The 14929-nt window shown below is 50.0% G+C and carries 14 protein-coding genes and 1 tRNA gene; 7 read left to right on the top strand and 8 right to left on the bottom strand.

All coding sequences use genetic code 11. From position 1 onward, the window contains the following. Window positions 1-47: 47 nt before the first annotated feature. Window positions 48-1031, bottom strand: coding sequence for an ABC transporter permease (locus C1192_RS21650; RefSeq protein ID WP_001516975.1), 984 nt, complete (start codon window positions 1029-1031; stop codon window positions 48-50). Window positions 1032-1034: 3 nt separating this feature from the next. Continuing rightward, on the bottom strand, window positions 1035-2534 hold the full coding sequence (locus C1192_RS21645; protein WP_001516976.1) for a sugar ABC transporter ATP-binding protein: 1500 nt from the start codon (window positions 2532-2534) through the stop codon (window positions 1035-1037). A gap of 469 nt (window positions 2535-3003) precedes the next feature. Here C1192_RS21645 and fucI point away from each other — a divergent pair, with 469 nt between their 5' ends. The 4 genes from fucI (at window position 3004) to fucR (ending at window position 7519) form a co-directional block, all read left to right on the top strand. Further along, complete coding sequence (gene fucI, locus C1192_RS21640; protein ID WP_038355742.1) at window positions 3004-4779, top strand: L-fucose isomerase; 1776 nt, start codon at window positions 3004-3006, stop codon at window positions 4777-4779. Between the two features lie 108 nt (window positions 4780-4887). After that, window positions 4888-6306, top strand: a complete 1419-nt coding sequence (fucK, locus tag C1192_RS21635; protein WP_038355741.1) for an L-fuculokinase — start codon at window positions 4888-4890, stop codon at window positions 6304-6306. Window position 6307: 1 nt separating this feature from the next. After that, window positions 6308-6730, top strand: a complete 423-nt coding sequence (gene fucU, locus C1192_RS21630) for an L-fucose mutarotase (RefSeq protein ID WP_000920827.1) — start codon at window positions 6308-6310, stop codon at window positions 6728-6730. Between the two features lie 57 nt (window positions 6731-6787). Then, entirely contained in the window at window positions 6788-7519 is a 732-nt protein-coding gene (gene fucR / locus C1192_RS21625) for an L-fucose operon activator (protein WP_001516979.1), read from the top strand. Between the two features lie 43 nt (window positions 7520-7562). On the opposite strand, the gene rlmM is transcribed toward fucR, so the two are convergent. The 4 genes from rlmM to C1192_RS21605 form a co-directional block, all read right to left on the bottom strand. After that, the gene (gene rlmM, locus C1192_RS21620; RefSeq protein WP_001045507.1) at window positions 7563-8663 is read right to left on the bottom strand and encodes a 23S rRNA (cytidine(2498)-2'-O)-methyltransferase RlmM; all 1101 of its coding nucleotides are present in this window, start codon (window positions 8661-8663) and stop codon (window positions 7563-7565) included. Then, window positions 8656-9051, bottom strand: a complete 396-nt coding sequence (locus tag C1192_RS21615; protein ID WP_038355740.1) for a DUF423 domain-containing protein — start codon at window positions 9049-9051, stop codon at window positions 8656-8658. Before C1192_RS21615 ends, rlmM begins: the two co-directional genes overlap by 8 nt. Before the next feature lie 18 nt (window positions 9052-9069). Continuing rightward, window positions 9070-9987 carry a glycine cleavage system transcriptional regulator GcvA gene (gcvA, locus tag C1192_RS21610; protein ID WP_000044401.1) on the bottom strand — a complete coding sequence of 306 codons (918 nt, stop codon included), beginning with the start codon at window positions 9985-9987 and terminating at the stop codon, window positions 9070-9072. Between the two features lie 358 nt (window positions 9988-10345). Next, window positions 10346-10573, bottom strand: coding sequence for a YgdI/YgdR family lipoprotein (locus C1192_RS21605; protein WP_038355739.1), 228 nt, complete (start codon window positions 10571-10573; stop codon window positions 10346-10348). Between the two features lie 192 nt (window positions 10574-10765). Here C1192_RS21605 and csdA point away from each other — a divergent pair, with 192 nt between their 5' ends. After that, entirely contained in the window at window positions 10766-11971 is a 1206-nt protein-coding gene (gene csdA / locus C1192_RS21600; protein WP_016249142.1) for a cysteine desulfurase CsdA, read from the top strand. Beyond that, window positions 11971-12414, top strand: a complete 444-nt coding sequence (gene csdE, locus C1192_RS21595) for a cysteine desulfurase sulfur acceptor subunit CsdE (RefSeq protein ID WP_000184239.1) — start codon at window positions 11971-11973, stop codon at window positions 12412-12414. Before csdA ends, csdE begins: the two co-directional genes overlap by 1 nt. Before the next feature lie 55 nt (window positions 12415-12469). Here the strand turns inward: csdE and tcdA are convergent, their stop codons facing one another. Both tcdA and mltA read right to left on the bottom strand, forming a co-directional pair. After that, window positions 12470-13276, bottom strand: coding sequence for a tRNA cyclic N6-threonylcarbamoyladenosine(37) synthase TcdA (tcdA, locus tag C1192_RS21590; RefSeq protein ID WP_000117724.1), 807 nt, complete (start codon window positions 13274-13276; stop codon window positions 12470-12472). A 237-nt stretch (window positions 13277-13513) separates the two neighbouring features. Continuing rightward, window positions 13514-14611 (bottom strand): murein transglycosylase A, encoded by a 1098-nt coding sequence (gene mltA, locus C1192_RS21585; protein WP_000678632.1) that lies wholly within the window; start codon window positions 14609-14611, stop codon window positions 13514-13516. 209 nt (window positions 14612-14820) lie between these two features. On the opposite strand from mltA, the gene C1192_RS21575 reads away from it, so the two are divergent. Then, a tRNA-Met gene (locus tag C1192_RS21575) sits at window positions 14821-14897 on the top strand. Window positions 14898-14929 lie beyond the last annotated feature (32 nt).

Here is a 14929-nt window from a genome sequence, read left to right as displayed (position 1 = left end):
CCCTTAACGTCAGGGCTGTTATTTCCCGATAAAACAGGGAGCCTAAGTCAACGAATCTTTTTGCGTAATGTATCGAGGTAAACGGCTGCGACTACAACTACACCCATCGCGACCATTTGCCAGAACTGGGAGACGCCCATTAAATTGAGGCCATTTTTCAGTACACTCATAATGAAAGCGCCAATGATTGTGCCGCCAATAGTGCCAATACCACCCATTAAGCTGGTTCCGCCGATCACTACCGCGGCAATAGCCTCCAGCTCATAACCCACTCCTACCGTCGGTTGTCCGGAGTTGAGACGAGATGCCAGAATGACACCCGCTATCCCCGTTAGTAAGCCGCAGAAGGCATAGACGAAAATTTTCACGCGCTGAACTTTAATACCTGAAAGATGAGCGGCAACTTCATTACTGCCTACGGCATAGACATAGCGACCAATAACGGTTTTTTTCAGAATGTAAGCGCCGACAAGTGCCACGATGACAAGGTAGAAAACAGGATAAGGCAGCACATCAAATAAGCGTCCCTGAGCGAGCGTTTTGAACGTTGGGTAATCGGAAAAATAGATTGCACGCCCGTCGGTCATCACCATATTGATCCCCCTGACGGACATCATCAGTCCCAACGTAGCGATAAACGGTGGAATGGTCATTTTAGTAACCAGCAAACCATTCACATAGCCGCACAATCCGCCTGCTAAAACACCAGCAATAATACAAACAGGCAGCGGCAGTCCCAGCGTGGCGCAAATACCCACGGCGACACCAGAAAAAGCCACCACGGAACCCAGTGATAGATCGATGCCTGCGGTAATAATGACAAAAGTGACTCCAATGGCCATGATGCCAATTACCGACGTTTGCAGAGCAATCGTCATGATATTTTCGGTATTAAAGAAAAAGGGCGAACTGAAGCTAAAAAACAGCACTAAAATAATCAGGCTGAATAATGGCGCCAGACGCATCAATAATTCCTTATTGATTTTTATTTTCTTATTATTGCTGTCTGAAGAGGTTACAGAGATAGTCATAATTTAATCCTCTAACGTCGCGTATTGCATAATTTTTTCTTGCGTGGCTTCATTTGCACTAAGCTCGCCGGTAATTCGACCACTACGCATCACTAAAATACGGTCGCACATTCCTAACACTTCCGGCAATTCAGAGGAGATCATGATAATTGATTTCCCTTTAGCCACGAGACGATTCATTAACTCGTAGATTTCCAGTTTGGCACCAACATCAATACCGCGAGTAGGTTCGTCGAAGATTAAAATATCAGTATCTTTACATACCCAGCGCGCAATAATAATTTTTTGCTGGTTTCCTCCACTTAGATTTACTGCAGCCTGTTCAAGATGTGGGGTTTTAATTCTTAAGGCCTTCACTTGTTGTTCACTGGTTTGCTGACAACGATGTGAATCAACATTCCCAAAACGGTCGGAATATTCAGGATAATTTCCTAGCATAATATTTCGCTCGACAGACAAGTTAAGCGCCAGCCCCTCTTTTTTACGGTCTTCCGTCAGATAACTGATCCCTTGCTGAATTGCATCTGAAATATCTTTGATAACGATTTCTTTACCATTCAATATTAGCGTTCCGCTATCAATGGAGTCCGCCCCAAAAATCGCGCGCGCAAGCTCAGTACGACCAGCCCCCATCAGACCGGCAAAGCCGAGGATCTCACCTCGATAGAGCGTGAAATCAATATCGTTCAGCACGCCTTTACGCGTCAGTCCATTTACCTCCAGTACCGGAATCCGCTGCTGTAGCGCTTCGCGACGGGGATAGATATTTCCTAAATCGCGCCCCACCATCATGGCAATCAAGTCACTTATTTTTACGCATTCATAATCCACAGTATTGATATACTGACCATCACGCATTACGGTCGCGCGATCGGCAATGAGCGCCAACTCTTCCAGACGGTGGGAGATATAAACAATCCCAGTGCCCTGTTCTTTCAATAATCGGGTGACACGAAATAAACTTTCAATTTCTGTTTCTGTTAGCGCTGCAGTAGGTTCATCCATAATGAGAATCTTTGCGTTAACTGAAATGGCCTTGGCAATTTCTACCATCTGCTGCTGAGCTACTGTAAGGTCGGCAACCAGAGTATCTGGTGAAATTGCCAAATTTAATTTTTGCAAAATCTCAATCGTCGCCTGACGTTGCTGTTTTTCATCCAGACGCCAGCGATTTTTTTTACAAAACTCCCTACCGATAAAAATATTTTCTTCCACTGTAAGATCAGGAAATAAATTAAATTCCTGATGAATAATAGTAATACCAACACGCTGCGCACTTAACGGCTCAGAAAATGAGACAGATTGATCTTCAAAAACTATTTCACCTTCGTCAGGTTGATAAACACCCGACAAAATTTTCATTAGGGTAGATTTTCCTGCGCCATTTTCACCTAATAGTGCATGAACTTCGCCCCGGCGTAGAGTAAATTGCACATCATTAAGCGCCAACACGCCTGGAAAGCGTTTGGTGATATGCTTCATTTGCAAAAATGTTTCGGACATTGCCGCTTTCCTCAATAATCAGAAACTGAAAATGTGAAGTACGACATAAATGTCGCTACTAAAGCCCTCTTCACTGTGATACGAATAACGTTTGAATGGACATTCATCGCATCAATTTATTTTTCGCATTTTGCTAACTCGAGTTAGCGTTCACCTTTTAAAGGCTATTTTAGGTATACAAATTAGCCAAATAATTTGAGGTAAAACTGTGATGCATAACCACCAAAATCTCATAACTCAATGATTATTAACAATATTAGTTTTTATCTCACCAAATAATAATTTGACAGAGATCGAATTTTAACCACTTCTCGTGAAGCCCCTCACATTTCAACAAGAAAAAAGTTGTACACAAAAAGCCTACATACCTAAGCTAACTCGAGCTAGCAACTAATAATCAATATTACTGCTTCGGTGGTTCCTTTCTCCGCCTTAGCAGAGCGCCAATAAAGCGAGATGAGGAATCCTGATGAAAATTAATACGTTACCGAAAATTGGTATCCGCCCGGTTATTGACGGTCGTCGCATGGGTGTTCGTGAGTCGCTTGAAGAACAAACAATGAATATGGCGAAAGCCACGGCCGCACTGCTAACCGAGAAACTGCGCCATGCCTGCGGTGCTGCCGTCGAGTGTGTCATTTCCGATACCTGTATCGCGGGGATGGCTGAAGCCGCCGCCTGCGAAGAAAAATTCAGCAGCCAGAATGTAGGCCTCACCATTACGGTAACGCCTTGCTGGTGCTATGGCAGTGAAACCATCGACATGGACCCTACCCGTCCGAAAGCCATTTGGGGCTTTAACGGCACTGAACGCCCGGGCGCTGTTTACCTCGCCGCAGCCCTGGCAGCTCACAGTCAGAAAGGTATCCCGGCATTCTCCATTTACGGCCATGACGTTCAGGATGCCGATGACACATCGATTCCTGCCGACGTTGAAGAAAAACTGCTGCGCTTTGCCCGTGCCGGTTTGGCAGTCGCCAGTATGAAAGGTAAAAGCTATCTGTCACTGGGCGGCGTTTCGATGGGGATCGCCGGTTCCATCGTTGACCACAACTTCTTTGAATCCTGGCTGGGAATGAAAGTCCAGGCGGTGGATATGACCGAACTGCGTCGCCGTATTGATCAGAAGATTTACGACGAAGCAGAACTGGAAATGGCGCTGGCCTGGGCTGATAAAAACTTCCGCTATGGCGAAGATGAAAATAACAAACAATATCAACGCAATGCCGAACAAAGCCGCGCAGTTCTGCGCGAAAGTTTGCTGATGGCAATGTGTATCCGCGACATGATGCAAGGCAACAGCAAATTGGCTGATATCGGTCGCGTGGAAGAATCTCTTGGCTACAACGCCATTGCGGCGGGCTTCCAGGGACAACGTCACTGGACCGATCAATATCCAAATGGCGACACCGCCGAAGCGATCCTCAACAGTTCATTTGACTGGAATGGCGTGCGCGAACCCTTTGTCGTGGCTACCGAAAACGACAGTCTTAACGGCGTGGCAATGCTAATGGGTCACCAGCTCACCGGCACCGCTCAGGTATTTGCCGATGTGCGTACCTACTGGTCACCTGAAGCAATTGAGCGCGTAACGGGGCATAAACTGGACGGGCTGGCAGAACACGGCATCATCCATTTGATCAACTCCGGTTCTGCTGCGCTGGACGGTTCCTGTAAACAACGCGACAGCGAAGGAAAACCGACGATGAAGCCGCACTGGGAAATCTCCCAGCAAGAGGCTGACGCTTGCCTCGCCGCTACCGAATGGTGCCCGGCGATCCACGAATATTTCCGTGGCGGCGGTTACTCTTCCCGCTTCCTCACTGAAGGCGGCGTCCCGTTCACCATGACTCGAGTCAACATTATTAAAGGCCTGGGACCGGTACTGCAAATCGCGGAAGGCTGGAGTGTGGAGTTGCCGAAGGATGTGCATGACATCCTCAACAAACGCACCAACTCAACCTGGCCAACCACCTGGTTTGCACCGCGCCTCACCGGCAAAGGGCCGTTTACGGATGTGTACTCGGTAATGGCGAACTGGGGCGCTAACCACGGCGTTCTGACCATCGGCCACGTCGGCGCAGACTTTATCACTCTCGCCTCAATGCTGCGGATCCCGGTATGTATGCACAACGTTGAAGAGACAAAAGTGTATCGTCCTTCTGCCTGGGCCGCGCACGGCATGGATATTGAAGGCCAGGATTACCGCGCTTGCCAGAACTACGGTCCGTTGTACAAGCGTTAATACATTACTCCCTGATGTGATGCCCGGTCGCTCCGGCTACCGGGCCTGAACAAGCAAGAGTGGTTAGCCGGATAAGCAATGTTATCCGGCTATATTGCAGGAGCGATTATGAAACAAGAAGTTATCCTGGTACTCGACTGTGGCGCGACCAATGTCAGGGCCATCGCGGTTAATCGGCAGGGAAAAATTGTTGCCCGCGCCTCAACGCCTAATGCCAGCGATATCGCGATGGAAAACAACACCTGGCACCAGTGGTCTTTAGACGCTATTTTGCAACGCTTCGCTGATTGCTGTCGGCAAATCAACAGTGAACTGGCTGAATACCACATCCGCGGTATCGCCGTAACGACCTTTGGTGTGGACGGCGCTCTGGTTGATAAGCAAGGAAATCTGCTCTATCCGGTCATTAGCTGGAAATGTCCGCGAACGGCGGCGGTAATGGACAATATTGAACGGTTGATCTCCGCACAGCAGTTGCAGGCCATTTCTGGCATAGGAGCCTTTAGTTTCAACACGTTATATAAGCTGGTATGGTTGAAAGAAAACCATCCACAACTGCTGGAACGCGCGCACGCCTGGCTCTTTATTTCGTCGCTGATTAACCACCGTTTAACCGGCGAATTCACTACTGATATCACCATGGCCGGAACCAGCCAGATGCTGGATATCCAGCAACGCGATTTCAGTCCGCAAATTTTACAAGCCACCGGTATTCCACGCCGACTCTTCCCTCGTCTGGTGGAAGCGGGTGAACAGATTGGCACACTACAGAACAGCGCCGCAGCAATGCTCGGCTTACCCGTTGGCATACCGGTGATCTCCGCGGGTCACGATACTCAGTTCGCCCTTTTTGGCGCGGGTGCCGAACAAAATGAACCCGTGCTCTCTTCCGGTACATGGGAAATTTTAATGGTTCGCAGCGCGCAGGTTGATACTTCACTGCTTAGTCAGTACGCCGGTTCTACCTGTGAACTGGACAGCCAGGCAGGTTTGTATAACCCGGGTATGCAATGGCTGGCATCCGGTGTGCTGGAATGGGTGAGAAAACTGTTATGGACTACTGAAACTCCGTGGCAAATGCTGATTGAAGAAGCTCGTCTGATCCCACCGGGCGCGGACGGCGTGAAAATGCAGTGTGATTTATTGTCATGTCAGGACGCAGGCTGGCAAGGAGTGACGCTCAATACCACGCGGGGGCATTTCTATCGCGCGGCGCTGGAAGGGTTAACCGCGCAGTTACAGCGCAATCTACAGATGCTGGAAAAAATCGGCCACTTTAAAGCCTCTGAATTGTTGTTAGTCGGTGGCGGAAGTCGCAACACATTGTGGAATCAGATTAAAGCCAATGTGCTTGATATTCCGGTAAAAGTTCTCGACGATGCCGAAACGACCGTCGCAGGAGCTGCGCTGTTTGGCTGGTATGGCGTAGGGGAATTTAACAGCCCGGAAGAAGCCCGCGCGCAAATTCATTATCAGTACCGTTATTTCTACCCACAAACTGAACCCGAATTTACAGAGGAAGAGTGAAATGCTGAAAACAATTTCGCCGTTAATTTCTCCCGAACTATTGAAAGTGCTGGCAGAGATGGGGCATGGAGATGAAATTATTTTTTCCGATGCCCACTTTCCCGCCCATGCGATGGGACCACAGGTGATCCGCGCTGATGGCCTGTTAGTGAGCGACTTGCTCCAGGCAATTATCCCGTTATTTGAACTGGACAGCTATGCGCCGCCGCTGGTGATGATGGCGGCAGTAGAAGGTGACACACTCGATCCTGAAGTGGAACAACGCTATCGTGATGCGCTTTCACTACAGACCCCGTGCCCTGAAATCACCCGCATCGACCGTTTTGCGTTTTATGAACGGGCACAAAAAGCCTTTGCGATCGTTATCACAGGCGAACGAGCGAAGTACGGGAATATTCTTTTAAAAAAAGGGGTAACACCGTAATCTCATACCGGTACGCCCGCATGACGCGGGCGGTTATCGAATGATGGGGTGAAAAATATGAAAGCGGCACGCCAGCAAGCGATAGTCGACCTGCTGCTGAACCATACCAGCCTGACCACGGAAGCTCTCTCTGAACAGCTAAAGGTCAGTAAAGAAACCATTCGTCGCGATCTCAATGAATTACAGACGCAGGGTAAAATTCTGCGCAATCATGGGCGCGCTAAATATATCCACCGTCAAAATCAAGACAGCGGCGATCCCTTTCATATCCGGCTGAAAAGCCATTATGCGCATAAAGCAGATATTGCCCGCGAAGCGCTCGCGTGGATTGAAGAAGGGATGGTGATAGCCTTAGACGCCAGTTCAACTTGCTGGTATCTGGCACGCCAGTTGCCTGACATCGACATTCAGGTCTTCACCAATAGCCATCCAATTTGTCATGAACTCGGTAAGCGCGAACGCATTCAACTGATCAGTTCCGGCGGCACACTTGAGCGCAAATATGGTTGTTACGTCAATCCCGCGCTGATTTCCCAGCTTAAATCGCTGGAAATCGATCTGTTTATTTTTTCTTGCGAAGGGATCGACAGCAGCGGCGCACTGTGGGACTCCAATGCGATCAACGCTGACTACAAATCGATGCTATTAAAACGTGCCGCGCAATCGTTGTTATTGATTGATAAAAGTAAATTTAATCGTTCTGGAGAAGCCCGCATCGGGCATCTGGATGAGGTCACGCACATTATTTCTGATGAGCGCCAGGTTGCGGCTTCTTTGGTGACAGCCTGATGGCAATGGTAGCAGGCCGGAGACGACGCCCCGGCCTTGCCCGTTATCGCTCGTCGCGACGACCACCCACCGCAGCCCAGATACGACGGACATGCACCGTCACTTCTTCGCGATCGTGATATAACTGCCGCGCCTGAATCTGAGCATTTATGCCATGTTCATCAAGCTGTGCCTGAATATACGCCAGATTGTGTGACACTTCTTCGTAGCGTTTTTTCATCGGCAGTTTGAGGTTGAAGATTGTTTCACGGCACCAGCCATTAACCAGCCACTGCGCCATCAATGCCGCAACTTTCGCTGGTTTTTCAACCATATCGCATACCATCCATGAGATATTGCTGCGTGTCGGACGGAATTTGAAACCGTCTTCCCGCAGCCATGTCACCTGCCCGGTATCCATCAGACTTTGCGCCATCGGGCCGTTGTCGACGGAATAAACCCACATGTTGCGCTTCACCAGTTGGTAGGTCCAGCCACCCGGGCAAGCACCTAAATCCACCGCCCACATCCCGTTCGCCAGGCGTTCATCCCACTCATCCGCCGGAATAAACACATGAAATGCCTCTTCCAGTTTGAGCGTGGAACGACTCGGCGCATCTGCCGGAAACTTCAGACGCGGAATGCCCATATAGAACGGCGAATTATTGTGGCTGTAAGAGTAACCGGTATAGCAGCAACCTGGGGCAATGAAGAATACATGCACCACCGGACGCTTCGGTGTTTCATAGTTCACCAGCACGCCCGCATCGCGCAAGGCAGCCCGTAGCGGAACCGTGAATTTACGGCAGAATTTCAGTAACTCTTTGCTTTCGTTGGTGTCCGCGACTTCAACACGCAGTTCACCGCCCTTCTCCACCACGCCCTGCAACATGCCAACAATAGGCGTAATGCGGTCTTCTGGCGGCAAATGTTGGAGGAGTTCTCCTACCAAAAACCACTGGCGGGCAAAAATTAATGAACTGAACGGCAGCTCACGAATTAGCTTATCGCCATCATCCGGTTGATAACATTCATAAATGACATAACCCGCATTCTCTTTCACGCGGGCAAAACCGAAGATTTCCCGCTGACCGGCTTTATCGGTAATTTCTGCGGCGCACTCTTTTTCAAAGCCCGGACGACACAACAATACAACCTTATTCATGACTTACGCCCTTGCGCTTTAAACGGATAGCACCGACTAACATTAACGCCCAACCCGCGAGGAAGCTCACTCCACCGACCGGAGTGACAAACGCCCACAAACGCAGATGAGACAGCGCCAGGCAATAAAGGCTGCCGCTGAACAGCACCGTGCCTAACGCGAGGAAAACACTACTCCAGTAAAACCAGATACTGATGCGACGCTGCATCGCCACTGCCAGCCCCAAAATCGCCAGTGTATGGAACGCCTGGTATTCAAGGCCGGTCTGGATCCAGCCCATCTCAACGGCTCGCATTGTTTTACTTAAAACATGTGCACCAAAAGCGCCCAGAGCCACAAAAATGAAACCGCTAATGGCGGCAAAAATCAGCATAAAACGGCTGGTCATGGTCGTACCCTACGTAAATTATTGTTCATAACGAAAGCGGAATTTTTCTTGTTCAGCAGCGGCTTTCGCCAGGATCCATTGGCGAAAGGCGGCTATTTTACCCAGTTCTGCCTGACTGTCATGACATACCAGATAAAAAGCATTTTTACTGACCAAAACATCATTAAACGGGCAGACAAGACGTCCAGCCTCGATTTCAGATTGCGCCATCACGTTATTTGCCAGCGCCACACCCTGCCCATGAATGGCAGCTTGTAGCACCATGGCGCTATGGCTGAATATCGGTCCTTGCTGAACGTTAATATGATTTAACCCCAACTGGCGGGTATATGTCTGCCAGTCACGACGGGACGCATCGTGTAATAACGTATGTTTAGCCAGATCTTCCGGGGTCTTCAAGGGTTTTTCACCGGTTAATAGCAAAGGCGAACATACTGGCAACAGGTATTCGGCGTAAAGCTTTTCCACCCGCAGCCCTGGCCAGTTGCCACGGCCATAAAATATAGCGACATCAACGTCGTCCGCCAGTTTATCTTCCTGACGATCGACCGCCTGGATTCGAACATCGATTCCCGGATAAGCTGAATTAAAGCTGGAAAGTCGCGGCACCAGCCAGTGGATGGCAAAACTGGGGAGTAAGCTGACCGTCAACGCACCCTTGGCGCTACGGGCCTGGAGTTTACGCGTTGCTTCAGTTAATTGCGAAAATATCTCTTTGATATCGAGGAAATAGCTTTGCCCTTCCTCGGTCAACAGAAGTGAACGATTACGACGACGGAACAGTTTTAGTCCCAAAAAGTCCTCAAGTGACTTGATTTGATGACTTACTGCGGCCTGAGTCACAAAAAGCTCTTCTGCTGCACGTGTGAAGCTTAAATGGCGTGCGGCGGCATCAAAAACTCGTAAGGCATTTAGCGGTGGTAATCGTTTTGACATGGCTTTTAAACTTTGATGTTAAATGAATTTAACAATTAGATCACAGTATGTAACCTATTAGTTTTTTTTATCTGAGCCATTATAATTTGTCCGTTGAGCTTCTACCAGCAAATACCTATAGTGGCGGCACTTCCTGAGCCGGAACGAAAAGTTTTATCGGAATGCGTGTTCTGGTGAACTTTTGGCTTACGGTTGTGATGTTGTGTTGTTGTGTTGTTGTGTTTGCAATTGGTCTGCGATTCAGACCATGGTAGCAAAGCTACCTTTTTTCACTTCCTGTACATTTACCCTGTCTGTCCATAGTGATTAATGTAGCACCGCCTAATTGCGGTGCTTTTTTTTACCTTGCGATCGTGAATTACTGATCCAGTTCGACCATCTCTTTCACGTCAGTACGGTTGATCTGCTGTTTGTTGCCATTAGCGTCTTTATAAGAAATCATACCGGTTTCATCATCCGTCATCGGTTTGCCATCGGCAATAATGGTGCGTCCATCGTTGGTGTGCATGACATAGTTTGAACCGGAACAGGCACTAAGGGCAAAAGTCAGCATACAGGCAGAGATAATTGCGGCAGTCTTTTTCATCTTCTTCTCCTTAAAGCGATTATTCACTCGCAATAAAAATTCATTAACAGGCTAAAATTAACGCCTAACACTATTAAGCATAAGCGACCGAGTCGCTTTCGCCTGGATATCCAGATGAATCCGAAGGTTAGGGCTATCCTTGTGTCGAAGTGAATTTTGCGCCACGATCGGTTTATCAAGCCGAGGAGTACCATGAACGTTTTTAATCCCGCGCCGTTTCGCGCGCACTTTCCCGCATTACAGGATGCGGGCGTCTATCTCGACAGCGCCGCTACTGCGCTCAAACCCGAAGCCGTTATTGAGGCAACCCGGCAGTTCTATAGCCTGAGTGCTGGAAACGTGCATCGCAGCCAGTACGCCGAAGCCCAACGGTTAACCGCACGTTATGAGGCCGCGCGGGAGAAAGTCGCCCAACTGCTGAATGCATCGGATGACAAAACTATTGTCTGGACACGTGGCACCACCGAATCTATTAACATGGTGGCGCAATGTTATGCCCGTCCACGCCTGCAACCAGGCGATGAAATTATTGTCAGTGTGGCAGAACATCACGCCAATCTTGTTCCCTGGCTGATGGTCGCCCAACAAACTGGAGCCAAAGTGGTGAAACTGCCGCTTAATGCGCAGCGGTTGCCGGATGTCGATTTATTGCCAGCGCTAATGACTCCTCGTAGCCGGATTCTGGCGCTGGGCCAGATGTCGAACGTCACCGGTGGTTGCCCGGATTTGGCGAGAGCGATTACGTTTGCCCACGCCGCCGGAATGGTGGTGATGGTTGATGGAGCTCAGGGGGCGGTGCATTTCCCTGCCGATGTTCAGCAACTGGATATCGATTTCTACGCTTTTTCAGGTCACAAACTTTATGGCCCAACAGGTATCGGCGTGCTGTATGGCAAACCAGAACTGCTGGAAGCAATGTCGCCCTGGCTGGGCGGCGGCAAAATGATCCACGAAGTCAGTTTTGACGGCTTCACCACTCAATCTGCGCCGTGGAAACTGGAAGCCGGAACGCCCAACGTCGCAGGCGTCATTGGGTTAAGCGCGGCGCTGGAATGGCTGGCAGATTATGATATCAACCAGGCAGAAAGCTGGAGTCGCAGTCTGGCGACGCTCGCAGAAGAGGCGCTGGCAAAACGTCCTGGCTTTCGTTCATTCCGCTGTCAGGACTCCAGCCTGCTGGCCTTTGATTTCGCCGGTGTTCATCATAGCGATATGGTAACGCTGCTGGCGGAGTATGGCATTGCCCTACGCGCCGGGCAGCATTGCGCTCAGCCACTGTTGGCAGAATTAGGCGTAACCGGCACTCTGCGCGCCTCTTTTGCGCCATATAATACAAAGAGTGATGTGGATGCGCTGGTGAACGCCGTTGACCGCGCACTGGAATTATTGGTGGATTAATGACGAACCCGCAATTCGCCGGACATCCGTTCGGCACAACCGTAACGGCAGAGTCGTTACACAACACTTTCGCGCCGCTGACGCAATGGGAAGATAAATATCGCCAGTTGATTATGCTGGGGAAACAGCTTCCTGCTTTGCCAGACGAGTTAAAAGCGCAGGCCAAAGAGATTGCCGGATGCGAAAACCGCGTCTGGTTGGGGTATAGCGTCGCTGAAAACGGCAAGATGCATTTCTTTGGTGATAGCGAAGGACGCATTGTGCGCGGTCTGCTGGCCGTGTTGTTGACCGCAGTGGAGGGGAAAACCGCTGCCGAGTTACAGGCACAGTCGCCGCTGGCATTGTTTGATGAGCTGGGATTGCGTGCGCAACTTAGCGCCTCACGCAGTCAAGGGCTGAATGCGTTAAGCGAGGCGATTATCGCGGCGGCGAAGCAAGCTTGATGTTGCACGTTCAAGGTCGGATAAGACGCACCAGACGTCGCCTCCGACCTAATGTTTACCCCTGACGCGCCGCTTTCGCCATCATCTTCTTCAGCGCATGAGAAACCGCAACAAAACCAAAGGTGGCGGTTACCATCGTTGCCGCGCCAAATCCTGACGCGCAATCCATCCGCTTCGGCCCTTCTGCCGTGGCTTTCATCGCACACACCGTACCGTCTGACTGCGGGTACACCAGTGCTTCGGTAGAGAAAACGCAGTCCACGCCGAGCTTACCTTTACTGTTTTTCACCACGCCAAAATCACTTTTCAGGCGCTCGCGCAGTTTCGCCGCCAGCGGATCCTGAATTGTCTTTGCCAGATCAGTAACCTGAATCTGCGTCGGATCAATCTGCCCGCCTGCGCCACCGGTCGTGACCAATGGGATTTTATTGCGACGGCAATAAGCGATCAGCGCCGCTTTAGGTCGCACGCTATCAATGGCATCAATCACATACGAATAACCGGCACTCATATATTGCGCTACGTTATCCGGCGTCACAAAATCATCCACCACCGTTACCCGGCACTCCGGGTTAATCTGGCGAATACGTTCCGCCATCACTTCAGCTTTTGCCAGCCCGACGTTATCGCGCAGCGCGTGAATTTGCCGATTAGTATTGGTGACGCACACATCATCCATATCAATAAGTGTGATTGCGCCAATCCCCGTTCGCGCCAGAGCTTCCGCCGCCCAAGAACCGACACCACCGATACCGACGACACAAATATGCGCATCAGCAAACAGTTGCAACGCTTTTTCACCATACAGACGCGCTGTGCCGCCAAAACGCTGACGCCAGGCATCACTTATTACAACAGACATAGCACCTCAGAATTAAAAAGGGTGAGGTTATCCCTCACCCTAAACGCATAAATGCCTGATGCGCTACGCTTATCAGACCTACATAACTCCTGCAAAATATTGAATTTGCATAATTTGTAGGCCAGATAAGGCGTTCACGCCGCATCTGGCATGAACAACGCGCAGTTAGTCAACAATCAAAAGGTGAGGTTATCCCTCACCTGGCTTATCCGTAAAAACGGCGTACAGAATATCACATCAGCCGCTAAAAACGTTACCTGCGCCCGGGGCCGTTTTCAGCACCCAGACACGACCATAGTGATTGTACCAACCGGCGCGGTGGCCAGCTTCAGGGCCAATCCCCTGATAGATATCGAAGTGTTGGCCTTTGATTGCGCCACCGACATCCAGAGCCACCATTAGACGCAGTTCGTACTGACCATTGAATTTGCCGTTATTATCCAGCAGCGGCACTTCTGCCAGCAAGGTAGTACCTGGTGGGATAAGCGAACGATCAGAGGCAACCGACGCACGGCCAACCAGCGGCACTGCACTTGCCCCTTTCACCGGCGCGAAAGATTGCGGTTTAAAGAAGACGAAAGATGGATTCTGTTCCAGCAGTTCGCGAACTTCGGCTTCACTGTGCGTTTCACCCCAGTGACGAATCGCCTGCATCGACATATCTTCTTTTTTCACTTCGCCACGATCGATCAAAACCTTACCAATACTGCGATAGGCATGACCGTTCTTTCCGGCATAGCTGAAGAAGTTAAGCGGGCTGCCATCGCCAAAATCGATATATCCACTCCCCTGCACATCCATAATGAAGTTATCCATCAGAGAGTTGCTGTAAGCAAGGATATATTTATCGCTCAGTGCCCCCGCGTAGATCTCCGCACGAGACGGCAGACGACCGCGTTTTGGCGGCATACGGTAAATAGGGTACTGAAACTCGCCCTGGCGAGTATGGCGCGCCTGAATTACCGGTGTGTAGTAACCCGTAAACTGCACGTTGCCGTAGTTATCCGCCCCTTCCATCTGCCAGGCGTCAATGCCAAACTGACGCATATTGCGGGTATCACCACCTGCGCGCAGCCACTCCTGCACCGCGTTATAAACATTACTCTGGTTGCCATACAGACGCGGCGACGCGTTACGGATATGGTTAATTTGCTCGGCAAAATCACCGGCGTTAATTGGCGCGCCAACGGCATCTGGCTGGTTCACCAGAGAGAAAGGCTGGGTAAATTTCCCGTCTTTATATTGCTGTCCGCGATCGGTTGGTTTGGAGGAGCAGGCGGCAAGTATCGTTACGACTGCGCCCATAAGAAGGTACTTTACCCAACGTCCTTTCATTGTTCTCTTCTTCAGGTTAAAAAATAAGGCGCAACGAAGATAACAAACCGTTGGGTTTAATGAAATGCGTAGCCGCTCCCTGACGCAAATTTTGCACAAAAAATAGGCTTTAATGGTTTGTTTTTGTTCAAAAACATCCCAATTCCGTGATCCGGGTAAAAAAAAAGGTTGCATGAAAACGCGAGCGGAGTATAGTGCGCATCCACGGACGCGGGGTGGAGCAGCCTGGTAGCTCGTCGGGCTCATAACCCGAAGGTCGTCGGTTCAAATCCGGCCCCCGCAACCAATCAAAATTTGACGAAGTAAAAGCAGTACGGT

The organism is Escherichia marmotae (assembly GCF_002900365.1).
In the GTDB taxonomy this organism is placed as follows: domain Bacteria; phylum Pseudomonadota; class Gammaproteobacteria; order Enterobacterales; family Enterobacteriaceae; genus Escherichia; species Escherichia marmotae.
This window is presented reverse-complemented; position numbering and strand designations above follow the sequence as displayed.